General features: G+C 37.5%; 27 protein-coding genes, 1 rRNA gene and 1 pseudogene. 18 read left to right on the forward strand and 11 right to left on the reverse strand.

Features of this window, described 5'->3' with window-relative positions:
• Positions 1–49: 49 nt before the first annotated feature.
• The 3 genes from ACE198_RS20310 to ACE198_RS20320 form a co-directional block, all read right to left on the reverse strand.
• Entirely contained in the window at positions 50–238 is a 189-nt protein-coding gene (locus ACE198_RS20310) for a YfhD family protein (RefSeq protein ID WP_251459048.1), read from the reverse strand.
• 116 nt (positions 239–354) lie between these two features.
• On the reverse strand, positions 355–489 hold the full coding sequence (locus ACE198_RS20315; RefSeq protein WP_081825373.1) for a YfhE family protein: 135 nt from the start codon (positions 487–489) through the stop codon (positions 355–357).
• A gap of 120 nt (positions 490–609) precedes the next feature.
• Positions 610–1518, reverse strand: a complete 909-nt coding sequence (locus ACE198_RS20320) for a TIGR01777 family oxidoreductase (protein WP_251459047.1) — start codon at positions 1516–1518, stop codon at positions 610–612.
• A 76-nt stretch (positions 1519–1594) separates the two neighbouring features.
• Between ACE198_RS20320 and recX the strand changes: the two genes are divergently transcribed.
• Positions 1595–2425 (forward strand): recombination regulator RecX, encoded by an 831-nt coding sequence (gene recX / locus ACE198_RS20325; RefSeq protein WP_251459045.1) that lies wholly within the window; start codon positions 1595–1597, stop codon positions 2423–2425.
• On the opposite strand, the gene ACE198_RS20330 is transcribed toward recX, so the two are convergent.
• Positions 2420–3097, reverse strand: a complete 678-nt coding sequence (locus tag ACE198_RS20330) for an SDR family NAD(P)-dependent oxidoreductase (protein ID WP_251459043.1) — start codon at positions 3095–3097, stop codon at positions 2420–2422. The two genes, recX and ACE198_RS20330, sit on opposite strands and share 6 nt — an antisense overlap.
• Positions 3098–3186: 89 nt before the next feature.
• On the opposite strand from ACE198_RS20330, the gene ACE198_RS20335 reads away from it, so the two are divergent.
• Positions 3187–3504, forward strand: coding sequence for a YfhH family protein (locus tag ACE198_RS20335; protein WP_251459041.1), 318 nt, complete (start codon positions 3187–3189; stop codon positions 3502–3504).
• 67 nt (positions 3505–3571) lie between these two features.
• On the opposite strand, the gene ACE198_RS20340 is transcribed toward ACE198_RS20335, so the two are convergent.
• Entirely contained in the window at positions 3572–3748 is a 177-nt protein-coding gene (locus tag ACE198_RS20340) for a small, acid-soluble spore protein K (RefSeq protein ID WP_098576239.1), read from the reverse strand.
• A 126-nt stretch (positions 3749–3874) separates the two neighbouring features.
• Here ACE198_RS20340 and ACE198_RS20345 point away from each other — a divergent pair, with 126 nt between their 5' ends.
• On the forward strand, positions 3875–4144 hold the full coding sequence (locus ACE198_RS20345; RefSeq protein ID WP_026564354.1) for a YfhJ family protein: 270 nt from the start codon (positions 3875–3877) through the stop codon (positions 4142–4144).
• 97 nt (positions 4145–4241) lie between these two features.
• Here ACE198_RS20345 and ACE198_RS20350 read toward each other — a convergent pair whose 3' ends face one another.
• Positions 4242–5222: a metal-dependent hydrolase gene (locus ACE198_RS20350; RefSeq protein WP_098576237.1), complete on the reverse strand. Its 981-nt coding sequence runs from the start codon at positions 5220–5222 to the stop codon at positions 4242–4244.
• A 126-nt stretch (positions 5223–5348) separates the two neighbouring features.
• Here ACE198_RS20350 and mutY point away from each other — a divergent pair, with 126 nt between their 5' ends.
• Positions 5349–6449 (forward strand): A/G-specific adenine glycosylase, encoded by a 1101-nt coding sequence (gene mutY / locus ACE198_RS20355; RefSeq protein ID WP_251459037.1) that lies wholly within the window; start codon positions 5349–5351, stop codon positions 6447–6449.
• A gap of 23 nt (positions 6450–6472) precedes the next feature.
• Here the strand turns inward: mutY and ACE198_RS20360 are convergent, their stop codons facing one another.
• Positions 6473–6697, reverse strand: a complete 225-nt coding sequence (locus ACE198_RS20360) for a hypothetical protein (protein ID WP_251459035.1) — start codon at positions 6695–6697, stop codon at positions 6473–6475.
• Positions 6698–6809: 112 nt separating this feature from the next.
• Here ACE198_RS20360 and fabL point away from each other — a divergent pair, with 112 nt between their 5' ends.
• From fabL to ACE198_RS20385, 5 genes are all read left to right on the forward strand, one after another.
• Complete coding sequence (gene fabL / locus ACE198_RS20365; RefSeq protein WP_098576234.1) at positions 6810–7559, forward strand: enoyl-[acyl-carrier-protein] reductase FabL; 750 nt, start codon at positions 6810–6812, stop codon at positions 7557–7559.
• Positions 7560–7633: 74 nt separating this feature from the next.
• Positions 7634–7960 (forward strand): gamma-type small acid-soluble spore protein, encoded by a 327-nt coding sequence (locus ACE198_RS20370; RefSeq protein WP_251459033.1) that lies wholly within the window; start codon positions 7634–7636, stop codon positions 7958–7960.
• A gap of 204 nt (positions 7961–8164) precedes the next feature.
• Positions 8165–8422, forward strand: a complete 258-nt coding sequence (locus tag ACE198_RS20375) for a YgaB family protein (RefSeq protein WP_098576232.1) — start codon at positions 8165–8167, stop codon at positions 8420–8422.
• Between the two features lie 203 nt (positions 8423–8625).
• On the forward strand, positions 8626–9156 hold the full coding sequence (gene ntdP / locus ACE198_RS20380) for a nucleoside tri-diphosphate phosphatase (protein ID WP_098576231.1): 531 nt from the start codon (positions 8626–8628) through the stop codon (positions 9154–9156).
• Between the two features lie 149 nt (positions 9157–9305).
• Positions 9306–11072 carry an ABC transporter ATP-binding protein gene (locus ACE198_RS20385; RefSeq protein ID WP_375376837.1) on the forward strand — a complete coding sequence of 589 codons (1767 nt, stop codon included), beginning with the start codon at positions 9306–9308 and terminating at the stop codon, positions 11070–11072.
• 16 nt (positions 11073–11088) lie between these two features.
• Here the strand turns inward: ACE198_RS20385 and ACE198_RS20390 are convergent, their stop codons facing one another.
• From ACE198_RS20390 to ACE198_RS20400, 3 genes are all read right to left on the reverse strand, one after another.
• The gene (locus ACE198_RS20390) at positions 11089–12162 is read right to left on the reverse strand and encodes an FUSC family protein (protein WP_251459030.1); all 1074 of its coding nucleotides are present in this window, start codon (positions 12160–12162) and stop codon (positions 11089–11091) included.
• 168 nt (positions 12163–12330) lie between these two features.
• Entirely contained in the window at positions 12331–16800 is a 4470-nt protein-coding gene (locus ACE198_RS20395) for a glutamate synthase-related protein (protein ID WP_375376838.1), read from the reverse strand.
• 318 nt (positions 16801–17118) lie between these two features.
• Positions 17119–18414, reverse strand: a complete 1296-nt coding sequence (locus ACE198_RS20400; RefSeq protein WP_251459029.1) for a glutamate-1-semialdehyde 2,1-aminomutase — start codon at positions 18412–18414, stop codon at positions 17119–17121.
• 158 nt (positions 18415–18572) lie between these two features.
• On the opposite strand from ACE198_RS20400, the gene ACE198_RS20405 reads away from it, so the two are divergent.
• From ACE198_RS20405 to perR, 7 genes and pseudogenes are all read left to right on the forward strand, one after another.
• Positions 18573–19580 carry an ABC transporter ATP-binding protein gene (locus ACE198_RS20405; RefSeq protein WP_375376839.1) on the forward strand — a complete coding sequence of 336 codons (1008 nt, stop codon included), beginning with the start codon at positions 18573–18575 and terminating at the stop codon, positions 19578–19580.
• Positions 19581–20372: an ABC transporter permease gene (locus ACE198_RS20410; RefSeq protein ID WP_251459027.1), complete on the forward strand. Its 792-nt coding sequence runs from the start codon at positions 19581–19583 to the stop codon at positions 20370–20372.
• A gap of 9 nt (positions 20373–20381) precedes the next feature.
• Positions 20382–21167, forward strand: a complete 786-nt coding sequence (locus tag ACE198_RS20415) for an ABC transporter permease (protein WP_251459026.1) — start codon at positions 20382–20384, stop codon at positions 21165–21167.
• Positions 21168–21241: 74 nt separating this feature from the next.
• Entirely contained in the window at positions 21242–21637 is a 396-nt protein-coding gene (locus tag ACE198_RS20420; RefSeq protein WP_306460612.1) for an ion channel, read from the forward strand.
• 79 nt (positions 21638–21716) lie between these two features.
• Complete coding sequence (gene bcp, locus ACE198_RS20425) at positions 21717–22187, forward strand: thioredoxin-dependent thiol peroxidase (protein ID WP_375376842.1); 471 nt, start codon at positions 21717–21719, stop codon at positions 22185–22187.
• 249 nt (positions 22188–22436) lie between these two features.
• Positions 22437–22991: pseudogene (locus ACE198_RS20430) on the forward strand (cob(I)yrinic acid a,c-diamide adenosyltransferase).
• 107 nt (positions 22992–23098) lie between these two features.
• Entirely contained in the window at positions 23099–23536 is a 438-nt protein-coding gene (perR, locus tag ACE198_RS20435) for a peroxide-responsive transcriptional repressor PerR (RefSeq protein ID WP_026564336.1), read from the forward strand.
• A 91-nt stretch (positions 23537–23627) separates the two neighbouring features.
• Here perR and ACE198_RS20440 read toward each other — a convergent pair whose 3' ends face one another.
• Entirely contained in the window at positions 23628–23969 is a 342-nt protein-coding gene (locus tag ACE198_RS20440) for a YgzB family protein (RefSeq protein WP_098576222.1), read from the reverse strand.
• A 151-nt stretch (positions 23970–24120) separates the two neighbouring features.
• On the opposite strand from ACE198_RS20440, the gene ACE198_RS20445 reads away from it, so the two are divergent.
• Positions 24121–24996 carry a nucleotidyltransferase-like protein gene (locus ACE198_RS20445; RefSeq protein WP_251459024.1) on the forward strand — a complete coding sequence of 292 codons (876 nt, stop codon included), beginning with the start codon at positions 24121–24123 and terminating at the stop codon, positions 24994–24996.
• Between the two features lie 264 nt (positions 24997–25260).
• Positions 25261–25356, forward strand: a 16S ribosomal RNA gene (locus ACE198_RS20450); the annotation flags it as partial.

Here is a 25356-nt window from a genome sequence, read left to right on the forward strand (position 1 = left end):
AAAGAAGCAGGATGCCCTGCTTCTTTTTTTAATTCATCTTCATAAAGATTTATTTATTTCTTTTTGATTGTACCCGCTGATTCGCTGCGTTCGCTCGTGCTTGTGCCTCAAGGTCTGCATGGTCTGCAAATTCTGCAGAATATTCGACGTCATTTCCATCTGTAATTTTTAGGTTCTTAGGTGTTTGTGGAAGTGAACTTTTATTACTATTACCAGTTCCATTATGCATACGACCCATTACTAAAAACCCCTTTCATTGTTAACATCCAAGGAGCAGAATTGCTCCCTTTACTATGATTTACAACTTAAAAGGGAACCATGAATGGAAAATACTTCAGCAGAACCTTTCGATAGCTATAGTCTAGTTTTCTTGTCGTGAAAGCCGCCAGCACGATCTGCCATTTTAAATTCTCTTTGATAAGATACCTCTTGCATACTCGTTAGAGAGTATTTTCCACGATCCTTATCCTTTTTCTTCTTTTCCGCCATTTTGCTCATTCCTTTCAACAATTTTTTTAGTTAATCGTCATCAAGCTATGTGGTAAAAAATAGAAGCACTATATGTACTTATTTCCATTTTTACCTTTTAAGAAAGGAATGATACGGATTTTATGAAAATATATTTTTTAATGCCGAATTTAGATGTGAGTACTTAAATGGATAGCCATTGTCTAAAAGCATTTCCGGGAGTACTTTTTGCCCATCAACAACCAATGTACTCATTTCACCAAGAAGCAGTCGTAGAGCAATACTTGGGACAGGCAGCCAGTAAGGACGATGCAAGACACTTGATAATGATTTTCCAAATTCAGACATCGTTATAGGATGAGGTGCAGTAAAATTAATGGGGCCAGCCATTTGTTCATTTTCGATAATAAACATTATACCATTGACCACATCCTCAATATGGATCCAGGACATCCATTGACGTCCATTCCCAATTGGCCCGCCAAAAAATGATTGGTAAGGGAAGGCAATTTTAGGCAGGGCACCATTGTGTTTATCCAGAATAATTCCAAATCTGCAAAAAACGGTGCGTATTCCTAACCGAGAGGCCTTGCTCGCCTCATTCTCCCATTGCTGCACTGTATTTGACAAAAAATCATTCCCGAACCCATGGTTTTCTTTTTCCGTAAAAATTTTCTCTAAAGATGTTCCATAAATGCCTATAGCACTTGCATTAATCAGTGACTTTGGTTTAGTCCTTAATTTAGAAATGATATCTAGCAGTGCGTTAACAGAATTTAAGCGACTGGTTAAGATCTTTTCTTTTCTTTGCTGTGTCCAACGCCCGCCATTGATCGATTCACCAGCAAGATTAATAAAAATATCGGTACCCTCAAGTTCTTGTATGGGGCTTGAATTTTCACTTTGCCATTGAACAAAACGAATTCGATTAGTTCCATTTGTGTTTTTTCTGCCTCTAGTTAAAATGATTACCTCATGATTGTTTTTCAACAATTGCTCCGTCAGAGCTTTCCCTACAAAGCCTGTTCCACCAGCAATGGTGATTTTCAATTTTTCCGCCCCCTTAGTACGTTTATCTTACAGTATTTTATGAGGATTATGGTAAAGTAATGTTGAGGTGAATGACATGGCTACGATTACTAAGATCACCACTCAGCAAAAAAATCAGGATCGCTTTAATATTTTTATGGATTACGGCAAGGGGAAGGGAGAGGAATTCGCCTTCAGTGTCGATAGTGATGTTCTGATCAAATTCCAATTAAAAAAAGGGATGGAACTTGACGATTTCTCCTTTATGGAAATTCAGTATCAAGACGACATACGTAAAGCATATAACAAAGCCATCCATTATTTATCAAGAAGGATGAGGTCTGAAAAAGAAATCAAGGATTACCTTACTTCAAAGGAAATAGAAGAACCTGTCATTAATGAAATTATCCATAAACTATCCGCATTGAAATACATAAATGACGAGGAATTTGCCTTTGCTTATGTACGAACCCAAGCAAATACTACTGACAAAGGTCCAACGAACATCAAAATGGAACTGAAGGAAAAAGGGATTGATGAAGGCACAATTATGCTGGCCTTAGGGGAATATCCGTTGGAGCAGCAAATTGAAAAAGCTGCAAAAATTAGCAGAAAGTTTTACGAAAAGAACGCTAAAGAATCATTAAAAATCCAAAAACAAAAGCTGGAGAATCTGTTGCTTAGAAAAGGTTATTCATACGATGTCATTAATATTGCCGTTAATGAAGCGTCAGTAAACAACGATGCTGATGAGGATATGAAGGCAATCAGATTTCAAGGTGAAAAGGCACTCCGAAAATATAGTAAGTTTAGCGGCTTTGAATTTCAACAAAAGATGAAGCAAGCTTTATATCGAAAAGGCTTCCCAATGGAACTGATTGAATCATACCTTGCAGAAGTGGAAAATCATGACCAAGAAGAGTCATGATTTTTTACTTTCAATAATAATGGAGTCCTGATCGATTTGTTCCATAATCATCTCTGCAACTTCTTTTGGAGTACGGAAACGGGAAGGGTCTTTGACATGGTCGGTATGATCCCAAAATGGAGTGTCCATACCGCCCATATAAACGGCATTTATTTTAATGCTGTGATCTTCATATTCCTTTTGCAAACTTTCTGTAAAGCCTCTAACAGCAAATTTACTTGCTGCATAGACGGCTTCATTTACTTTTCCACGCAAACCTGCAGTCGAAATAATATTCATTATTCTTCCATCAGTCGTTTGAAGTAAATAAGGTAAAATTTCTTTGGTCATCAAAAGAGTACCCAAAACATTTGTATTAATCATTTCTACCATGTCTTGTTCATTTATTTCGACAAATGGACCGAAATGCCCAACACCTGCATTATTGACTAATCCGGAAATTGTATATGTATGGCTTATTTCTTTTACTTTTTTTGATACATCATCGCCGTTTTGAATATCTAAGAGCAGAATATCAGCCTTTCCCCCATCAGCAACAATTTCATCCCTAGCAGATGTTAACTTTTCAACCGTCCTCCCAGTAAGAAGTAGATGATAACCTTTCTGTGAAAAAAGGTGTGCCAATTCTTTTCCTAATCCAGAACCAGCCCCAGTAATTATGATTGTTTTCATATCTAATCTCCTTCATTGATTTCAAACTTTATTAATTATATAAAAATTACTATACTAAAATAAAGGGATTAATAGGGAGTGAATGAACAATGCAGCAGGACAAACGCTATAGTACAATGACAGAACATGAATTACGTCAGGAAATTGGCATACTTCAGGAGAAAGCACGAAAAGCAGAACAAATGGGAATGGTAAGTGAGTTTGCAGTTCTAGAACGAAAGGTTCAAATGGCAAAAGCATACCTAATGAATCCAAATGAGTTTAAACCAGGAGAACTTTATGAAATCGAGGGTAGTCCAGGCCAATATTTTAAAATTGACTATCTAAACGGTGTGTTTGCATGGGGGTATCGTCTTAAGGGGGATGGCCATGAAGAGGCATTGCCAATCTCTTTGTTAAAAAAGTAGAAAAAATGAAAAGACAAACCAAAGAGTAAATCTCTGGCTTGTCTTTATTAACAATGTTAATGGCTATCTATTTATACACTTGCGGCGATTCGTCGTCGCGCTCTCCAGATGCACGCATGCGCTCTTGTGGATGAGTATTAATCGTGCCATCTGCTCTTTTTGAAGCATATTCTGCCTTAGCCCGAGGTTCTCCCTCGAGTTTATTGTTATTTTGATTTGGGAACCCAGTTTCTTTATTTCTCATGCTATACCTCCAAAATGGAATGAGAGCACGTGAAAAGCAAAGCATTCTCATTGCTTACCACGTACCATTAGTATCTGCTTTATTAATTTAGGTTATGTTAAAAGAAATTGGCAATGAGGTGTGAACATGAACAGTTACCATGACGAATTAGCAAATCTGCTATTAAGTAAAAATAACCAACTAAGCTATAACCAAGCAAGGACATGGGTGGAACTGCTTTGGGAAGATTTTGAAACCACCTACGCAAAGGCAGGCAGAGAATATAAGGGTAGTGACATGACTGAGAGAATTGTTAAGCAATGGATTGAAAACTATGGGGAAAAGCTACACGAATTTGTGGCAACCAACCCAAAATACAAGGACTTTCTGAAGCAGGAAAAAAATAGCTTAAACTAGAAAAAGCGAGTGACTTTTCGTCACCGCTTTTTTTACTGATAAGATGCTGGCGCTTTCGAGGAGGCCATACGCCGCTGTCCAGGGCGCTTGCGCTTTTTTAACTTGGAATGATGCTTAATTTTTTCCGTAATTTCTTTTCGCTAAATACCCAGCCAGTATAGGAACTAATCGGTTTCAAGTCACAATCTAATTGAACAACAGCAACAAATGGATAATGGCCATTGCTCCGGTACCGTAAATCAATAAAGCGCACTTCGTAAAAATCTGTGTATTCATCCACTTCCCACCGATAGACTGGCGAAAAAGATAAAAACGCTGATAGATTCTTATCCTTCTTTGCTGCTTCAATTACTGGAGTCTTTGGGACAGGTATTCGGTTAAAGTAATCTAATATCTCGACTTCATTATTTATAGCCTTTCCTACAAAGAACTGTTTCGTATTCATGGCAGCAATTCTCCATTGATGGAACCTCATTGTTGGTGCGATAATTATATCTGTTGCATCCGGTATTTTTTTTCTTATCTCAGCCATTACACGATGTTTTGCCTTAAAGCGCATGATATAATATCCGACAATGATGGCATACATGACTAAGAAGGTATAGCCGGGATCTGCTCCTAATACCCAAATAATGATCCCCAGAATATGAATTCCAAAGATAACGGGGTCAAAGGTATTGATGACTCCTAAGGCGACCCATTTTGAAGAGAAGGGTCTGAGTGCTTGTGTTCCGTAAGCATTAAATATATCAACAAATACATGAATAAAGACCGCTGCAAATGTCCATGCCCATAAATGAAATAGATTAGCTCCAGTGAAAAACGGATATATAACGGCAACTATGAGAAGCGGCCACAAAATAACAGCTGGAATGGAATGGGTAACGCCTCTATGATTGCGAATGTAAATGGCATTATTCTTTAACTTTAAAACCGTATCAATATCAGGTATTTGTGATCCGGCAATCGTAGCAATTAAGACACTAGTGGTGGCGGCATGGCTGCTAGCGACAACAGGATCAAGAGTTGCCAAACCACCTATAGCAATACCCATAACAACGTGTGTTCCTGTATCCAAAAGGAAATCCTCCTTCAAATAAAATTCTTGTCAAACATGCTCCAGTGATTTATCGTAAAACAAATATATTACTTATTATAATGCCTTTTTTCACACAGTTTAACTACATCTGGAGGAACAAAAGTTATGATTATTGAACTAAAGAATATAGAGAAAATCAACAAATCTGCTTTTCAATCAGACTTAATTACCTGGTTTAAACACGAACAACGCGATTTACCTTGGAGAAAAGACCAAGACCCTTATAAAATATGGGTATCAGAAATCATGCTGCAGCAAACAAGAGTGGATACAGTCATTCCCTATTTTAATCGTTTTATCGAGTGGTTTCCTACCATAGAAGCTTTAGCAGAGGCGGAGGAAGATAAAGTATTGAAGGCATGGGAAGGGCTCGGATATTATTCGAGGGTACGAAACTTACAATCAGCAGTTAAGGAAGTAAATGAGAAGTATAGCGGTATCGTACCAAATAGTCCTGAGCAAATCGCTGGGCTGAAAGGTGTTGGCCCCTATACTGCAGGTGCCATATTAAGTATCGCTTACGGGATTCCTGAACCTGCCGTGGACGGAAATGTAATGAGGGTGTTTTCAAGAGTTCTCTCCATATGGGAAGACATTGCCAAATCCTCCTCACGGAAAATATTTGAAAAAGCAGTTCGAGAATTGATTTCACACGAGGACCCATCCTCTTTTAACCAAGCTTTAATGGAATTAGGAGCGTTAATCTGTACACCAACCTCTCCTTCGTGCTTATTATGTCCTGTTCGAGAGCATTGCCAAGCGTTCGAAGAGGGAGTTCAAAATGAACTTCCGATAAAGACCAAAAAAACTAAGACACGAGATGTTCAACTAGCTGCCGCGATCCTATTAAATGGTGATGGAAAGGTATTAATTCACAAGCGGCCGGCAACAGGTTTGCTCGCAAATTTATGGGAGTTCCCTAATGTTGAAATTCATCATCCCTTACAAAATGATCGGGAGCAGATTAGTGAATTATTTGAGCATTCCCTAAATATAAAAGTAAAACTTGAAAAAATTATTGGGCAGCTTGAACATGTTTTTTCTCATTTGGTGTGGAACATTAATGTATATACAGGTGTGTTCCAATCTGATTTTCAGGAAAGTGACGAGTGGAAGTTTGTTTCGTTAGAAGAAATGAAAGAATTTGCCTTCCCTGTATCCTATCAAAAAATGCTTAAGCTTTATCTAGAACGCCAAAAGGAATGAACGCCGCAAAATGCGGCGTTTTTTCAATCGTATACTGTTTTCGTTCCATGTGTATAATCTGCCTCTTGTCTATTAATGCCTCCCCTGCTTTCTATTTCCTCAATAATTTCACGATGAATCGTTTGTCCCTCACTATTTAAATAGGGAGCAATTTGCTGCAAAGAATGATGAAAAAAAGCAAGTTCACTGCTTTTCCAATCAGATTTGGCCATCATTGACAGTTCGGTCATATCACGTCCAACATACATAAGCACTTCTTCCTTTCCAAGGTAATTTACTCTTATTGTTTAATATTAATTGTCTTCTATTCGTGGAAAAGATAAAATAAAAACATTACTTGATACAGAAGGGAATAGTTTGATGACTCAAAAAGTAGCACTCATCACTGGAAGCAGCAGGGGTATCGGTAAGGCGACAGCTCTTCGATTAGCTGAAGCAGGATACGATATTGTCATAAATTACGCTAGAAGCAAAAAATCAGCTCTAGAGACAGCGGAGCAAATAGAGGCATTAGGCAGAAAAGTACTCGTTGTTAAAGCAAACGTCGGCGACGTGGCGAAAATAAGAGATATGTTCACCCAAATTGATGCAGAATTTGGACGTCTGGATGTGTTTGTAAATAATGCAGCCTCTGGAGTACAACGGCCGGTAATGGAACTTGAAGAAAATCACTGGGATTGGACTTTAAATATTAATAGCAAAGCTTTGCTGTTTTGTGCACAGGAAGCTGCAAAATTAATGGAACGAACTGGCGGTGGTAAAATTGTCAGCATTAGTTCTCTGGGATCTATTCGCTATTTAGAAAATTATACGGTCGTTGGCGTTTCAAAGGCGGCCTTAGAAGCACTTACAAGATATTTGGCGGTTGAATTAGCTCCTAAAAATATCGTCGTTAATGCTGTTTCAGGAGGCGCAGTCGATACGGAAGCATTAAAGCATTTTCCAAATCGTGAAGAACTGCTTCAAGAGGCAAAAGAAAAAACTCCTGCAGGACGAATGGTGGAAATTGAGGATATGGTAAATTGTGTGATGTTCCTTTTATCAGAGGAATCGAGCATGATTAGGGGGCAGACCATCATTATCGATGGTGGAATTTCATTACTCGTTTAATTATTTTTAAATAATATTTTTTTCGGATAATCTCCACGAAGCATGGTTACATTATATTCGTGGAGGTGATTAACTTGGCAAAATTCAATCAACAGCCAAACAAAACTTCAGCTGGAACTAACATCCAGGAAGTAAGACAACAAAACGCTCAATCTCAATCTGGGTCCCAAGGCTCATTTGGAACTGAATTTGCGAGCGAGACAAATGCTGCTGAAGTAAGACAACAAAACCAACAATCTGCTCAAAGATCTCAATCTGGTTTTGCTCAGGGTTCTCAAGGCTCATCCGGCCAATTTGGAACTGAATTTGCAAGTCAAACAGATGCCCAAGAAGTAAGACAACAAAACCAACAATCTCAAGCCCGTAAAAACCAAGGCAATGGCCAATTTGGTCAAAGCTAATAATAGTTAAAAACCAAGAAGACACTCTAGATTCGAATAGAGTGTCTTCTTTCTGTGTCATTGTACTTAGAAAACTGTCTAGCTCCAGCGCCTCCGCTTTTCTATTTTCGACAAAACTTCTCTAATGTCTACATAAATTTTCAAAGGAGAATACAACTTGGTCAAGAATACATATTAGGAACTAATAAGAAGGCGGTGAGGGAAATGGATCATTTTAACAGATTAGTTTCCGAGCAATTGGTGACGATGGAGAAATTATTATTTCTTCAAGGAGAACTTGAGCGTTGTCAACAAATCGAAGCAGAGCTTCAAATGTTACACAAGTCAACGGATCTTGAAAGTATCCAATCAGAGATCCGGCTGATGAAAGATGAGTTAAAAGGGATCCAGTCCACTTTTGAAAAGCAGACAGAAGAAGTAATCAATTCCTATCGGGAAATGAACTTAACACCTTCCTTTTAGGTGGAAAAACAAAGAATTCCCTAAAAAATTCGCAAATTTTTACAAAGAGCCATCGAAATATGGCTCTTTTGTTTTAAAATCTGTTCTCAACCGTTATAATAATAGTAATAAATAGGAATTGTACTTTGTTACCTTTTGTCATTATTTATCTAACGGTTTAAATAGGGTTGCAAAGCGTTCAGGAATGAAGGTAGGGGAGAAACATGGGCGTACCCATCGAAGGTGAACCAATGCAAATACATAGCTATAAGCACAATGGGCACATCCATCGCGTCTGGGAAGAAACAACTGTATTAAAGGGGACACAGAATTTGGTTATTGGAGGCAATGACCGAACACTAGTAACAGAATCAGATGGAAGAACATGGATAACAAGAGAACCTGCCATTTGTTATTTCCATTCACAATACTGGTTTAACGTAATTGGAATGATTCGTGAGGATGGTATTTATTACTACTGTAATATCAGTTCCCCTTTTATTTTTGATGGCGAAGCACTAAAGTATATTGATTATGATCTAGATATTAAGGTGTTTCCAGATATGACTTTTAATTTACTAGACGAAGATGAGTATGAACGTCATCGCCGTGAAATGAATTATCCAGATCCGATTGATCAAATCCTAAAAAGGAATGTGGAAAAACTGATTCAATGGATTCGGCAACGGAATGGCCCATTTGCACCAGATTTTATTGATATTTGGTATGAACGTTATTTAACATACAGACGTTAGATGGGTAAAGAGGATATTACGCGCCTGTTGATGTAATCAACAGGTTTTTATTTGCTTTTGTGTAAAGGAAGCAAACAATGTGATTTTATTATTGTAAAAAAGTAATAGGTATAGCATGCTTCTTATTATTTTTTGAAAGGAGGGCTATTTTGAGCAGTATTCTAAGGTATCTGCAATTTGTAAAACCGTATCGGTTCCAAGTGATAGGGACAATCATCATTGGGGTAATTAAATTTTCTATTCCGCTTATGATACCACTATTGATTAAATATGTTGTGGATGACATTGTAGGTAGTCATACTCTTTCTCACGACGAGAAGCTTGAAAAGCTCTTATTCATTCTGGTTATTATGCTTGTTGTTTTTGTCATCCTGCGACCGCCGATTGAATATTACCGTCAATATTTTGCCCAGTGGACTTCAAGTAAAATCCTTTATGATATTCGTGATACGATGTATACTCACATTCAAAAGTTAAGTTTTAAATATTTTTCAAATAATCGTGCGGGGGAAATAATCTCACGTGTCATTAATGATGTGGAACAGACGAAAACGTTTGTCATTTCCGGATTAATGAATCTTTGGCTGGATATTGCCACAATTATTATCGCCATTATTCTTATGTTTTCAATGAGTGTGAAGCTAACGTTCGTATCAATATTGTTGTTTCCACTTTACGCATTTTCGATTAGTTATTTTTTTGGGAATCTACGAAAGCTGACTCGGCAACGTTCACAAGCACTTGCGGAGGTGCAAAGTTATTTGCATGAGCGTGTTCAAGGTATGCCGGTAATTAAAAGCTTTGCGATAGAAGATTTTGAACAGGGTCAATTTGATAAGCAAAATAAGAATTTCTTGGAAAAGGCCTTACAGCATACCAGCTGGAATGCAAAGGCATTTTCTGCAGTTAATACCATTACAGATATTGCCCCATTAATTGTGATTGGCTATTCTGCTTATCTTGTCATTCAGAACCAGCTATCATTAGGGACGATGGTTGCATTTTTTGCCTATATTGATAAGCTCTACAATCCATTGCGAAGATTGGTGAATTCCTCTACAACAATTACTCAATCATTTGCATCAATGGACAGGGTGTTTGAATTTTTAGATGAGAAGTATGATATCGTTGATTCCCCAGATGCTCAAGTTTGTAATCAAGTACACGGTGATATTTCATTTGAAAATGTGTCTTTTAGCTACGAGGCGAACGAAGAGAGAGTCTTGAAAGATATTAATTTACATGTGAAAAAGGGGGAAACGATTGCCCTGGTAGGAATGAGCGGCGGGGGGAAGTCAACGCTAGTTAGTTTGATTCCCCGTTTTTATGATGTGACAAGTGGGAGAATCACATTAGACGGGATAGATATCAGAAACTTTAAGGTTCAATCTCTACGGGACAAAATTGGTGTCGTTTTTCAGGATAATCTCTTGTTTAGTGAATCGGTAATGGATAATATTTTATTGGCGAAGCCAGATGCATCTGAAGAAGAGGTCTATATGGCTGCAAAAGCTGCTAATGCTGATGAGTTTATCTTAAACCTTTCTGAAGGGTACAATACAAGGGTGGGCGAACGAGGAGTTAAGCTTTCAGGAGGACAGAAACAACGAGTGGCGATTGCCCGAGTCTTTTTAAAAAATCCGCCTATCTTAATACTTGACGAGGCAACATCTGCTCTGGATCTAGAGAGTGAGCATGCAATACAAGAATCACTAGAAGCATTAGCTAAGGATAGGACCACTTTTATCGTTGCACACCGATTATCCACCATAACTCATGCCAATCGAATTGTCCTGATTGAACATGGTCAAATCGTAGAAATAGGGACACATGATGAGTTAATGGCGAAACAAGGAAATTACTATAAACTTTTTCAAGTTCAACAATTAGAACAAAAAGAAACCGAAGCAGAATAATTGCTTCGGTTTCTTTTTATAGAATGTCTTCTTCAATCGATACTTCATTATGATGATATGAATGAAAACTTGTAATTAAAGTATCTAAGTGTTCAACCTGTTCGCCATAATCGATAATCGAAGCTATGATTTGCATTGTATGAAATAAATGCGGCTGGTCATGCTCAGTAAATTTTTGTTGGTGGAGTAAAAACAAATCAAATAATTGCTTTTTATTTAAGCAAACATTATTTTCAGAATCAGTGGGAGAGGTTGGAATTTTACCAATGAATCTAAGCATAAGTTGTTCATGATGGTAAATGAGACAATCCAATTGTTCTTGTATGGCTTGCTGAAATGACGCTGGAAGATGTAATAATTCATTCTCAAAACGATGAAGCCTTTTTAATGTATCCAGTGCCTTCTTGGCAGCTGAATGCATTTGCCTATAGATAACAAGCTTACGTGATTTTTCTAAGCTCTTTTTCTTAAAATAGCTGCGTTCTTCTCTATACATCGTGTAAAACTGATTCATTTGAATAATATTCTCTTTTAATTTTACAATATCTGATTTTAGTAGATTATGATCAAAGTCATGACGTGTGCTTAACCGAATCCATCTAATGATTTCTTCAGTAGTGCTCGTCATTTTGAAGTAAAGTTTGTTTTCATACCTTGGAGGCATAAATAAAAGATTAACTATAAAGGCAGAAAATACACCAATCATAATGGTCGAAAAGCGGATTCCAGCAAATGGAATAAAATTTCCACCCGGGGTTTCCATTATCGAAATTAATGTAACAAGCGATAATCCAATTGTATTTTCAAGTTTAAGCTTTAAATTAATGGCAATGACAATAATTGCTGCTAATCCAATGACAATAATATGATTTCCTAAGAGAAGAACAAAAGCGACTGCGAGTAATGCCCCAATAAGATTTCCTTGAATTTGTTCAATAATCGTTAAATAGGAACGATAAATGGTTGGTTGAATCGCGAATATGGCGGCAATGCCAGCGAATACCGGTGAGGGAGAGTGTAACAACTGACCTAAGTAAAGTGAGAGTACAATAGCAATTCCCGTTTTTAATATGCGGGCACCTAACTTCATTCTAATTGGTTTCCTTTCAAAAGGTTTTCTTAAGCAAAATTTTACTATACATGGATTACCCCATATTATCAAGAGATATCAAATGAATTTTTTTGATATTTGTAAAAAAAAGTTGGAATAAAAAACGTCCGCTAAAAAAGCGGACGTCCTTAAACTTGTTTCTATAAATCATTCTGTAGATACAGATGGATCAGCTTGTTCTTTGACAGGAAGTACTTGCACAAAGTGATTTTCAACATTCGTTAGTAGTGCACGAAGTTGCTGTGCTTCCACTGTCTGACCATTCTGTTCGAGCAGGTCAGTATATTTACCTAAAAGTTCGTTAATATCCTGTTTGCCCTTTTCATTTAGATCAACAATTGAAACTTTTGCACCTTTAGCAATTCTTCTCTGAATGGCTTCTTTAGTTAATCCCATTTCTGGCTGCTGACGAATATAAACAACCCCGCCTGTCATTCCTGCGCAAATCCATGGACCTGGGTCACCGAGTACAAGGCCGCGGCCATTTGTCATATATTCAAAGGCAAACCCTTTGATATTTGCATTTGAACCGATATTCCCACCTTCATTTTCCGGAAGTGGCTTTTTAACTGTACCACCGATGATTAAATCTGCACCAGAAAGTCGTATTCCGGCTCTTGCGTCTGCATTTCCTTGCGCGATAAGAAGTCCCTTTTGAGCACCATAGCCGAACCCTTTTCCTACCGAACCATTATAGTATTGACCATTCTTACCTTTTGATTTCAATATTTGGATATTCCCACCAAAGGATGTTTTTCCAACGCCGTCTTGACCGCCGCCATTAACAGTGATTTCGATTCCTTCACTATTATAGGCACCTAAGCCATTTCCAGGAATGGAACCGTCTTTATAATTAAGCTGAACCGATGGTAACTGCTTATAAGAACCATCTAGTCTGCCGCGGACACGGTGACAAGATACACGACTTCCAAGTACTCGCTGTTCGGATGTAACACTAGTAAATTCACGAGAAGAGTGTAATTGATCCACACTGCCATCTAAGTACTCTGCTCCGACAGCTACTTGCATTTGCACCTCTTCAATTGATTTTGACGCTTCTGTTTTAGCAAATTGGCTGATTTCTAATGGTTTTAGCAAATAAGAGAGGCTAAGTTGACCCTGGCCTTTCATTTGCTCTAATAAATCAGAACGACCAACTGCATCTTGTAGATTGCGAACTCCAATTGAAGCCGATAGACTCTTTAATTCTGTTGCAAATGCAGTAAAGAGATTCATTATTCCTTGTACAGCTAAATCTAATTGTCTTGGCACAAAACGTCGTAGACCGTGTTCTTTTGCCTGTGCTTCTGATTCAATTTGAGTGGCAATACCGACGTGACAAGTATCTAAATGGCAGCCACGGCAGGTCGTACAACCAATTGCCAGCATCGATAATGTCCCAAAGCCAACACGGTTAGCACCAAGGAGCATAATTTTCATAACGTCCATTGCACTTTTCATACCGCCGTCAGCCCAAAGTTCTACTTTGTGACGAAGGCCGCTTTCAAGCAGGGCATTATGGGCAGCTTTTACGCCAATTTCAACTGGTAATCCAACATGCTGTAGTGCGTGAATTCTTGCAGCACCTGTTCCGCCATCGAATCCGCTCAAAGTGATAATATCTGCTCCTGCTTTTGCAATACCAACTGCAATTGTTCCAATGTTCGGTACAACAGGGACTTTAACTGCAATTTTTGCTTGATCATTTGCCGTCTTCAATTCTAAGATCATTTGCGCTAAGTCTTCAATTGAGTAGATATCGTGATTGTTAGATGGAGAGATCAAATCGGAACCTAGGGTTGCATTACGTGCTTCAGCAACCTTTGCTGTAACCTTCGAACCTGGAAGATGACCACCTTCACCAGGCTTTGCCCCCTGACCAATTTTAATTTCTAATAGGTTAGAAGAGTTAAGAAGTTCAGCATTTACACCAAATCTTCCTGAGGCAATCTGCTGACCTCTTGTTTTTGGATACTTACCGAGCATATCTTTAATTTCTCCGCCTTCACCATTTAAGCTAACCATATTTAAACGGTCTGCACCTTCGGCATAGGCTCTGAATGCTGTTTCATTCTGAGAACCAAAGGACATGGAAGAAATAATGAACGGTAAATCATGGTCACCGACACGAAGGTCGACATCTTCTGGTACTAACTGTTTATTACTTGGTTTAAGCTGAATTAAATGACGGATCGTTGTTGGATTCTCTGTTTCTTGTTCGGTGATTTTATCACGATAAACATCGTAATCCCCAGTAGATGCTACTTCACCAATTGCCTTCCAAATCCGTGGGAAGAGATGGAAAGTCTTTCCGACTCTTTCCTTTTCATTGTGATAATCTTCGGCTCTTGATAAAGCATCAAGTTTCATTGCTTCAAAATCAGTTTCAAGTTCTTTCGAACCAAAAAAGTTAACAATGTTTAATAGATTGGCAATATCCTCATGTAAGCCGATACTTGAGAATAATCGGCCGTATCCGCGTAGTTCATGAATACCAATTGTTGAAATTACTTTTTCTAGCCCTTTAGTAAGTGCACTATAAAGGTTTATTAGAGGTTTTGATGTCTCGTCAAGAACCGTTAGGAACATATAGTAAGGGCTGATTAAGTCTGCACCTAATCCGAATGCCGTAATGATGTCATGAAGTGAACGAATTGCAGCAGAACGTAGGACTAAAGAACATTCTCTTCTTATTTCTGCTTTAACAAGTGCCTGATCAATGACTGAAGTTACTAAATGCGGATCAATCCAATAAGAATCTTCCTGATGTGCTTTTGCATCATCAAGAACAAGTAAAGTTTTTCCTGCTTGAACTGCCTGAACGGCTTCATTTGCAAGTCTTTCTAACGCTTGCTCTAGTTTTTCTTCTTTACTGAATGTAGCAGCAATAAAAGTTACAAGCTTCCGTGCCTGAAAATGAGAGACAACTTGATCAAAACTTGGTTGATTTAAACTCTCAGATAAGTCATAGCCTGCTTTCCCTTCCAATAATAAAGGGGTAGTTAATTCAATAACTGTTTCGCTATGTTCTTTATTGAATAGAGTTGGACGCTTTCCAATAATGACACGTGTTGAAAAATGTTCAGTCTCACGGTCCCGGTCAATTGCAGGATTCGTTACAACCGCAACACTTTCTTTAAAATAATCAGCAATATTTTTTCTTTCTGGATTAAGTGCAGCTAGTGGTGCATCATGACCAAGAGATCGAATTGGTTCCACACCTTTTTCCGCCATTTGTTCGATTAATTGAATATGATCTCGTTCCCAGCCAAATGCTTTATATTGTCCATTATGGATTTTGTCAGGATATGTCATCGTAACTGTTTTTCCTAATGAAGGAGGTAGCAAACGAGCCCTAACTTCACTAATATTTAGCTTTTCAGAAAAACGGGAATAGACTTCAGTTTGAAAACGATCTTGCTCAAAAACCTCCAGCGTTTCACCATTCCATTTAAAGCCAACCTTTTCACCTGGTGCTAAAGGCTTTGGTTCGTTAACATATTCGCTCGAAGAAATGATTCCTGGTTCAGAGGAAAATAAATAAGAGCTTTCTGTCTCGAGCATCCACAGCGGACGGAGTCCTAGTGCATCAACACTAAATACGGCTTCATCACCATATCTTGAAATAATCCCTGCAGGACCTTGAGCAAAATGCCCCCATGCTTCTCTTAGGTAAGTATATAAATCTTGAAGATTTTCAGGATATGCCTTAATTTCATTGATAATTGGCGGGAATAATACATCGATTGCTTCAAATAATGAAAAACCTTCGCGGCAAATTAATGTTTCCATTGTCCGGCTTAAATCTTGAGAGTCACTGCCATCTTTGACAAGGGGTACACCAATCATTCTTGCTTCATCTCGAAGTTTGGCAATGGTATTAATTTCTCCATTATGTCCAAGAACACTAAATGGCTGTACTCTGAAGAAGCTTGATAAAGTATTTGTAGAATAACGATTATGTCCAAGTGTCATGGTTGAAGCCACAAGTGGATTCGCAAGGTCATGGTAGAAACGTGGGAGAATATCTCCTGCACCCATTACCTTGTATACGACATGGTTGTGACTTAATGAAGCAACATGAACTTGATCATTTGATTCAAAATCAATTAATACTTCGAAAAGGCTCTTGGTTAATTCTTGGCCAGTTATTGAAGAAAGACAGGCAAATTGCCAGAAAATAGGGTTTTCCTGGATGGCGATTGGGCCAAGTGCAGAAGAATCCGTTACTTGATCTGATTCAAATACTACATCAAAGCCGTATTTCTCTAGCTTATTAAGTAATTCCTGTTTGGTAGTTTTCCAGTTTACTTTTTGACTAATAAAAACATGCCCAACAGCAAATTCTTCTTTTTCAGCAAGTGTTGGTTCTTGACCTGCTTGAAGCAATTTTTCTTTCCAAAGCTCCACTGGGATATCGGTATGAATGCCGACACCGTCGCCTTCACCATTTATAAATCCAGCGCGATGATTCATGGTCACAAGCGCGTCTATACAATCAAAAATATTTTTTCTAGTTGGACGCTTAGATTTTTCAAGACATGCAACGATTCCGCAAGCATCATGTTCTTGTTTGTGGAAATCTTTAAATAGGGAAGGGGTCCATTTTTGTGTCATCATATTAGGCTTTAGCAGTAATCTACTAAGGCCATTCACCTCCTATGAAACTAAAAGTTTAAGTATAAATTCGTGGTTGTGTATTCGTTTGTCACTTTAACGGGGTATATAGTTAAAGGATAAATTAAAAAATTAGTAATTTAATAGTATCATAAGAATTTTCAGAAATCAAATAAATATACATTATTTTGGATAAGAAAATAGTGGATAAAAGGCACTGATTTGATTAGTGAATATGTTAATGTAAACGTTTTCAAAGGGTTTAAAAGAATAAAAGGAAGTGATTTCCACTTCCTTTTGTGCATAAAAATTGTATATTTATTCGTTCGAGAGTAAAGAAAATGCATTTCTTACTGCATGTAAAGTAGCCTCAATATCCTCAACTGTATGTGCGATTGTTAAAAACCATGCCTCATATTTGGATGGAGCAAGATTTATGCCTTGATGGAGCATATGCTTAAAGAACTTTGCAAATGTTTCTCCGTCTGTATTTTCTGCTTGAACATAGTTTTCAATTTTTTCCTTTGTAAAATAAATAGTTAGAGCACCTTTCAATCGATTGATTGTTATGTCGATATTATATTCTTTCGCAGCCTCTAAAATCCCATTCTCAAGAAAGGCACCTAAACGGTCTAGATAATCATAAATTCCTTCTTGTTTTAGGACTTCGAGACAGGCAATTCCAGATAGGATGGATGCTGGATTTCCTGCCATTGTTCCTGCTTGATAGGCGGGGCCCAGCGGGGCAACTGTTTCCATAATTTCCTTCCGTCCACCATACGCGCCAATTGGAAGACCGCCGCCAATGATTTTTCCAAGGACGGTTAAATCAGGTTCGATTCCTAATAAATTTTGGGCACCACCGTACATAAACCGAAACGCTGTAATGACCTCATCATAAATCACAAGCGCACCTGTTTCGTGGGTTAAGTCATTGACCTGCTGTAGAAATCCAGGTTTTGGTTCGACGATCCCGAAGTTTCCGACGATGGGCTCCACTAATACAGCAGCAATTTGGTCCCCCCATTTCTCTAATGCTTCTTTAAATGGTTCAATATCATTAAAAGGTACTGTTATTACTTCTTGTGCAATACTTTTTGGGACACCTGCAGAATCTGGTGTACCTAATGTAGATGGACCGGAGCCTGCCGCAACCAGGACAAGGTCAGAGTGACCATGATAACAGCCTGCGAATTTAATGATTTTATCCCTTCCAGTATAAGCCCGGGCAACGCGTATTGTTGTCATGACAGCTTCTGTCCCAGAGTTTACAAACCGAACTTTTTCCATCGAAGGAATGGCTTCTTTCAACATTTTTGCAAATTTAACTTCATGTGGTGTGGGTGTTCCATATAATACACCACTTTCTGCGGCGTGTTTGATTGCTTCAGTAATGTGGGGATGGGCATGACCAGTGATAATTGGCCCATAGGCAGCTAGATAGTCAATATATTGGTTTCCGTCCACATCCCAAAAGTATGCCCCTTGAGCCCGTTCCATTACAACGGGTGCTCCGCCGCCTACGGCTTTATAGGAACGTGATGGACTGTTTACTCCGCCCACAATATGTTCAAGTGCTTCATTATGTAATCTTTCTGAATTAATAAATTTCATATATTTCCCTCCTTCAATTACTTCTATCCCATTTTAGCACTTTTTCAGCTAATTTTTGTCTGTTTAACTATTCGGATATTTCATGAATGCGTGCTTGTTGTTTTATCAATCTTATTTGGCTAAACTAAATTTCTAGGTCATTGTTTTGGGGGGAGAAAATGAATAATGTAATAGAAGTTAATAATTTGCGAAAAGAATTTAAGGCATATTCCAGCCGAACTGGTTTAAAAGGAGCATTTAGGGATTTATTAACAAGAAATTATAAAATTGTTCCTGCCGTTAATGATATTAATTTCTCTGTGAAAAAAGGTGAAATGGTAGGTTATATCGGTGAGAATGGCGCAGGAAAATCAACCACCATTAAAATGCTGACCGGAATTTTAACTCCGTCATCAGGAGAAATCGTGGTAAACGGGATGAACCCGCATAAAGAACGAGAAAAATTTGTCCAGACAATTGGGGTTGTGTTCGGACAACGGTCTCAATTGTGGTGGGATATCGCCGTTCAAGAATCCTTTCGCCTCTTGAAAAAAGTGTACAAGGTGTCCGATGAAGATTATAACAGCCACATGAGTCATGTGATTCGCACGTTAGATATCGAACCGCTGCTAGATAAACCAGTAAGAAAATTATCGCTAGGTCAGAGAATGAGATGCGAACTTGCTGCTGCACTCATTCACAATCCGCCATTATTATTTTTGGATGAACCAACGATTGGATTAGATGTGCTTGTAAAGCTGAAAATTCGTGAATTTTTAAAAGAGATTAACGAGAAATATCAGACTACGATCCTTTTAACTACACACGATTTAACAGATATTGAGGCATTGTGCGAGCGAGTAATCATGTTAGATGAAGGTAAGGTCATATATGATGGGGCATTAAAGAATCTTCAGGAGAAATGGGGGGAAGGGAAAGAGATTCAATTTCAGTTTCTTGAACATGTCGAACTGTCTGCTGTACATAGCCTCACCAGTGAAATTCCTGTAAAGTGGGACCTGGACGAAAAAGAGCAAATCTTTACGGCTACGCTGGAAGATAATGATGAAGTTATTTCTCAAGTCATAGCCAAGTTGGTAGCTGCTATTAAAATAAAAGATATCAAAATAAATGAAACGTCGACGGAAGAAATTATTCGAAATATTTATGAAAAGGGTGCGGTATAAGTGGATAAATACCTTGAGATGATTAGAATCCGCTTTTTAATGATGCTTGCATACCGGACCAATTATTACACGGGAATTTTAATCTATAGTATTAATATTGGTGCCTATTATTTTCTATGGTCTGCGATTTACGGGAATAAAGAGCAAATTGTTGGTCTTTCAGTTACGCAGATGACCACATATGTTGCTGTTTCCTGGATGGCCCGTGCCTTTTACTTTAACAACCTTGATCGTGAAATGGCCCTGGAAATTATGGAGGGTAAAGTAGCAGTTGAATTAATTAGACCCTACAACTACTTGGGGATGAAAGTTATGCAAGGGTTAGGGGAAGGGATTTTCAGGCTATTCTTTTTTTCGGCACCGGGGTTGATCATCGTTTATTTTGTCTTTCCAGTTAAATTTACGTGGGATCTAAGTGTGTGGGGATTGTTTGCCATTTCCATTTTGTTGAGTTTCTTTATAAATACGGAGTTGAATTTACTAACAGGAATTACTACTTTCTTCATATATAATAATTCTGGGCTGATTCGAGCCAAACGTGTTGTCATTGATTTGTTCTCTGGGCTGTTACTGCCGATTAGTTTTTTTCCGGGCTGGGCCCAGGCTGTGATGAAATATCTTCCCTTTCAAGGAATTAGTTATTTTCCGAGTATGATTGTGACCAAAGGTTTTTCTCAAGCACAGGCCATTGATGCAATCACTCAACAATTTGTTTGGGTAATACTGTTATTTTTTCCAATCCAAATTCTTTGGTCCTTGGCAAAGAAACAATTGATTATTCAAGGGGGGTAAGAGTTAGAGTTGTTCTATATTTCGATGTTTTTTCAATACCTATCACAGTATTTAAAAACGAGACTTCAATATCGAGCCGATATTATTGTTGAATTTTTCTCAGATCTATTATCACAAGTGATAAATTTAATTTTTATATTAGTTGTATTTGGTCATACCAATTTACTCAATGGCTGGAGCAGGGATGAAATCATCTTTATTTATGGATTTTTTCTCGTCCCATCTGCTGTTTTTTCTGCATTTTTTAACATTTGGGATTTTAATGAACGGTATATCGTGAAGGGGGAATTGGATCGAATCTTAACCAGACCTATCCATAGTCTCTTTCAAATCATCCTTGAGAGGCTTGAACTAGAGTCCTTATTAGGAGCTCTTACAGGAATTGCTGTGATGTTTTATGCCGGAAACCGACTGGATCTTTCATTGCATTGGTTTGATCCATTTCTATTTATCCTTTTTGTCATTGGTGGGGCACTTGTTTATGGAGGAGTTTTCATCATGATTGCCTGCATTAGTTTTTGGGCAGACGCTCGTACGTCGCTAATGCCCATGATGTACAACATTAGCAATTATGGCAGGTACCCAGTAAATATTTACAATAAACTCATTCGATTTGTCTTAACATGGGTGCTGCCATTTGCCTTTGTTGGTGTTTACCCCGCTGCCTTTTTCCTTGGCAAAAAGGAATGGTTTTGGTATTCATTTTTAACACCTGTTATTGGTGTTGTTTTCTTCCTCATTGCTGTAATGATTTGGAATCAAGGTGTAAAGAAATATAGAGGAGCAGGGAATTAGTTTTAACAGATATTTTATTGTCCAAGCTAGCATAGAAATAAACTACAAAAAGTAAAATTTTGAGGTGGTTTATTGTGTTTTTTTTCTTGCTTCCAATTGTTATTTTTTGCATCTTCATGAGTTTAAGAACGCTTTTTATTCCTAATACAGTTAAAGATAAGTTAGTATCCATTGATAATTTTTTGTATTTAGGCTCGGTTTATTTGACGGTTATTCTTGGCTTTGGACTTATTTATTTACTTTTTGAGTTAATTGGCATGTCCTTACTAATGGAAGTTAATAATCAAGATAACAGGAATATTTTTGAGACTAGTTTTTATTTTAGTGCGATGACCTTATTTTCAGTCGGAAATGGTGATGTCATTCCACAGGGGATAGGCAGGATTATTACAGTAACAGAGGCGTTGATTGGATATACATTACCGGCAGCTTTTGTAGCTCGAGTTATGTTTGACCGGGAAACATTATAAGTGATGCAGGATAGTTGTTTTATATGGGTGAATTTTGTTACGCTTACCTAAAGGAATTATTATATGGGAGTGGTAAATGATGACGGTTGAAATTGGAATGCAAGTACCAAATTTTGAGTTAGAGGCCAATAATGGCGAGACAGTAAATCTATCAAATTTCCGAGGCACAAATATCGTTTTGTATTTTTATCCAAAGGATATGACGCCAGGATGTACTACAGAAGCATGCGATTTTCGAGATCAAATTCAAAAATTTACTGAAGTGGATGCAGTTATTTTGGGGGTAAGTCCAGACCCAGTTGACCGTCATCAAAAATTTGTCGAGAAATATGGATTGCCTTTTCTTCTTCTAGCAGATACAGAACATCAATTAGCAGAAAATTTCGGAGTGTGGAAGTTAAAGAAAAACTTTGGTAAAGAATATATGGGAATTGAAAGGTCTACATTTATTATTGATAAGGAAGGCAAGCTCGTGAAAGAATGGAGAAATGTCAAAGTCAAGGGTCATGTTGATGAGGCTTTATCATACATAAGGGAGCAGCTCAGCTAATTCCTTAACAGAAGCCTATTTTGTTAAGGGAAGGCATTTGTCCAATGCAAGTTACGTCAGATTGAATATCCTTTTATTAGGGCATACCTCCTCAGATAAATTTTGGGTCCATAGTGGCCCTTTTTTTTATGGAGATACAAAGGGTTTTTATATTTTGAGTTTTCTAAATATAGTGACAGGTGTTATGATGAAAAAAATGCTCGCATAATAATGCCTTGTAGGCGCTCTTATTAACAGGGGGTTTAATAAATGAAAATTTACTCTAAAACTGGTGATAAAGGAACAACTTCACTAATATACGGAAAAAGAGTGGCGAAAAACGATTTACGTGTGGAAGCATATGGCACTTGTGATGAAACCAATTCAATGATTGGTCTTGCTCTTAGCTATTTAAATAAGGAAAATTTTCAAGGGAAAGAAATAATTGATACTATATATCATAAAATACAAACAAATCTCTTTCATGTAGGTGCAGAACTGGCCACCCCAAAAGGAATGGAAGTGAAGTGGGCACTTGCTTTATCAGATGTTGAAGAATTGGAAAAACAGATTGATGAATGAAATGAGGCAATTCCAGTGTTAACAAATTTTATCTTGCCAGGGGGACATCCTGCAGGTGCTGCTTTCCATGTGGCGCGAACAACAGCAAGGAGGGCAGAAAGATGCGCTGTTGGATTAGGTGAAGAGGTTAATCCACTTGTATTAGCTTATTTAAATCGACTTTCCGACTTATTGTTTGTAACTGCACGCTATGTAAATTTTCAATTAAGTGCATCTGAACAAACATTACATGGAAAAGGATAATAAACATTATTTGTTAATAAGATAACAATATTGACAAAAGTACATTTTACTTAGTAAAATTAATTATAACAATTATAAAGTAAGAATATTTTTTAGAAAGAAGGTGCATGGCGATGAATCAGTTAAAAGAAGCGTTGGATACCTTAAAGGAAACAGGGGTACGCATTACTCCACAACGTCATGCGATACTTGAATATTTAATAAACTCGATGTCACATCCTACTGCAGATGATATTTATAAAGCCCTTGAAGGAAAATTTCCGAATATGAGTGTGGCGACGGTTTACAATAATTTGCGAGTATTTCGTGAAGTAGGTCTTGTGAAGGAACTGACATTTGGGGATGCTTCAAGCCGATTTGATTTCGTTACATCTCATCATTATCATGTCATCTGTGAAAAGTGTGGAAAAATAGTTGATTTTCTATATCCAGGCTTAGATGAAGTGGAGCACCTAGCTTCCCATGTAACAGGTTTCAAAGTTGAAAACCACCGTATGGAAATCTATGGTTCCTGTCCGGAATGTGCAAGTAAAGAGGTTCATTAACCTTAAAGTAGCAGATTTTTGTGAATAAAGAAGGAAGACTTAACCACAGTAGCTTTTTAGCAAAATGGTTTAGTCTTCCTCTTTTATTTTCTTATTTTTTATTATATGACTCGTCAAATTCCTTGCCTACTAGATTAGGATCAAGGGTTAATGGTTCACGACAATACATACACATATCCACTCGACCAAGCATTTTCGTATGCTTTCCGCAGTTAGGGCATGTTACTTGGATAGTTTTTGTTGATAGCATACCAATCCAAAAATAAACAATAGTACTTGCGATAATAAAAAGAAGGCCCAAAATCATAAAAATGGTCATAATAAGTGGAGAAGTTCGAAAAAAGATCCCGCCATACATAACAATGAAACCTATAAAAATTAATGATAATGCAAAGGTACGAATTTTATTTATTTTACTCGAATATCTTGCCATGTTACTCCCTCCTAGAGAAACTATACCATAATTATGGTAAGAAGGAAAAAGCAAGGATGAGAAATGTCGAAATTTGTCTCCGAAGAAAGAAGGAGATTTGTTATCATTGTCGAAGTTATATTGCTACCTGAAAAAAATGGAGGAATAATAGATGGAAGATATCCTTCGGCCTATTTATCAAGAACGGGCGAGCCAATTGAATACTCTTGGAGTATTGATGGTAGAAAAAAAACAAAAGTTAAGTCATATAACAGATTCATTTGATGTAATCTTGTTAGTCCTTGTCAAAGAAGCAGAGCAGCCCCTATTTATTAAGCATTATACCTACCACGATAAAAAGGCAGCCATGCATATCATCACGGAAGAGCAGTTGAATGAATGGATTTTATTAGGATCGAATCGGAAAATATTTGAATGGCTTTATGAGGCCAAAATCATTTTTGATCGGAACGAATATGTAGCCAATTTAAAAACAGAATTGCGTGATTTTCCTTTTAATGGGCGCAAAATAAAAATAGGTTTAGAATTTGCAAAATTGATTCGACGCTATGTGGATGGAAAAGCTTTATTTGAAAGTCATCAGTTTTTAGATGCCTACAATTATGTTGTTCATTCCTTGCATCATCTTGCAAGGTTAGCTGTGTTAGAAAATGGGCTTCATCCAGAGTTAACGGTTTGGAATCAAGTAAAACAGATAGAGCCTGAAATTTATAAATTATACGAGGAACTTGTGTATAGTGAAGAAACGCTTGAAAAAAGACTCGAACTATTATTCCTTGCAAGTGAGTTTATGATTCATTCAAGAACTAAAATGGGGACAGGTCATTTTTTAGAAGTACTTAGCAGCAGGGAAGTTTGGTTATTCAATGAAATTATGAGTGAACAGGAATTAATTCCTTACTCTGTTGACCTGGGAGTATTACTTGAATATTTAATTGATAAACATTTAATCGATGTAGTGAATATAGAGACAAAAGGCCAGGGTGTTTTTCATAGAGGTTATCGTCTTAATAAAAAATTATTGTAAAAAAGAATAAAAACGTATTGACCTAATAAGGAATACTTGGTATATTAATAACCGTCGCTGCAAGACATTGAAAAAATGTTTTCGTAAGTGGCGGTTAAAAAGTTATTGACAGTTTTTAATAACTTATGTTATATTAATAAAGTCGCTTCTGAGCGATGATAAAATTGTTCTTTGAAAACTAAACAAACAAAATCGTGCAAACAAACAATAAATTTTAGCTTCTTTTAAGAAGTTAAGCCAACGTAACAAATGAGCTAATCAACTTTCTTGGAGAGTTTGATCCTGGCTCAGGACGAACGCTGGCGGCGTGCCTAATACATGCAAGTCGAGCGAGACTCTTCGGAGTCTAGCGGCGGACGG

The organism is Neobacillus sp. KR4-4 (assembly GCF_042136325.1).
Lineage (GTDB): Bacteria > Bacillota > Bacilli > Bacillales > Cytobacillaceae > Neobacillus.

What these genes read in the sequence shown, in the direction of transcription:
- ACE198_RS20345 (WP_026564354.1), top strand. Translation starts at nt 3,875, where the DNA reads ATGAACAGTTACCATGACGAATTAGCAAATCTGCTATTAAGTAAAAAT.
- ACE198_RS20395 (WP_375376838.1), bottom strand. Translation starts at nt 16,800, where the DNA reads ATGACACAAAAATGGACCCCTTCCCTATTTAAAGATTTCCACAAACAA.
- mutY (WP_251459037.1), top strand. Translation starts at nt 5,349, where the DNA reads ATGATTATTGAACTAAAGAATATAGAGAAAATCAACAAATCTGCTTTT.
- bcp (WP_375376842.1), top strand. Translation starts at nt 21,717, where the DNA reads ATGACGGTTGAAATTGGAATGCAAGTACCAAATTTTGAGTTAGAGGCC.
- ACE198_RS20390 (WP_251459030.1), bottom strand. Translation starts at nt 12,162, where the DNA reads ATGAAGTTAGGTGCCCGCATATTAAAAACGGGAATTGCTATTGTACTC.
- ACE198_RS20360 (WP_251459035.1), bottom strand. Translation starts at nt 6,697, where the DNA reads ATGTATGTTGGACGTGATATGACCGAACTGTCAATGATGGCCAAATCT.
- fabL (WP_098576234.1), top strand. Translation starts at nt 6,810, where the DNA reads ATGACTCAAAAAGTAGCACTCATCACTGGAAGCAGCAGGGGTATCGGT.
- ACE198_RS20340 (WP_098576239.1), bottom strand. Translation starts at nt 3,748, where the DNA reads ATGAGAAATAAAGAAACTGGGTTCCCAAATCAAAATAACAATAAACTC.
- ACE198_RS20330 (WP_251459043.1), bottom strand. Translation starts at nt 3,097, where the DNA reads ATGAAAACAATCATAATTACTGGGGCTGGTTCTGGATTAGGAAAAGAA.
- perR (WP_026564336.1), top strand. Translation starts at nt 23,099, where the DNA reads ATGGCGATGAATCAGTTAAAAGAAGCGTTGGATACCTTAAAGGAAACA.
- ACE198_RS20405 (WP_375376839.1), top strand. Translation starts at nt 18,573, where the DNA reads ATGAATAATGTAATAGAAGTTAATAATTTGCGAAAAGAATTTAAGGCA.
- ACE198_RS20445 (WP_251459024.1), top strand. Translation starts at nt 24,121, where the DNA reads ATGGAAGATATCCTTCGGCCTATTTATCAAGAACGGGCGAGCCAATTG.
- recX (WP_251459045.1), top strand. Translation starts at nt 1,595, where the DNA reads ATGGCTACGATTACTAAGATCACCACTCAGCAAAAAAATCAGGATCGC.
- ACE198_RS20315 (WP_081825373.1), bottom strand. Translation starts at nt 489, where the DNA reads ATGGCGGAAAAGAAGAAAAAGGATAAGGATCGTGGAAAATACTCTCTA.
- ACE198_RS20400 (WP_251459029.1), bottom strand. Translation starts at nt 18,414, where the DNA reads ATGAAATTTATTAATTCAGAAAGATTACATAATGAAGCACTTGAACAT.
- ACE198_RS20310 (WP_251459048.1), bottom strand. Translation starts at nt 238, where the DNA reads ATGGGTCGTATGCATAATGGAACTGGTAATAGTAATAAAAGTTCACTT.
- ACE198_RS20375 (WP_098576232.1), top strand. Translation starts at nt 8,165, where the DNA reads ATGGATCATTTTAACAGATTAGTTTCCGAGCAATTGGTGACGATGGAG.
- ntdP (WP_098576231.1), top strand. Translation starts at nt 8,626, where the DNA reads ATGGGCGTACCCATCGAAGGTGAACCAATGCAAATACATAGCTATAAG.
- ACE198_RS20440 (WP_098576222.1), bottom strand. Translation starts at nt 23,969, where the DNA reads ATGGCAAGATATTCGAGTAAAATAAATAAAATTCGTACCTTTGCATTA.
- ACE198_RS20335 (WP_251459041.1), top strand. Translation starts at nt 3,187, where the DNA reads ATGCAGCAGGACAAACGCTATAGTACAATGACAGAACATGAATTACGT.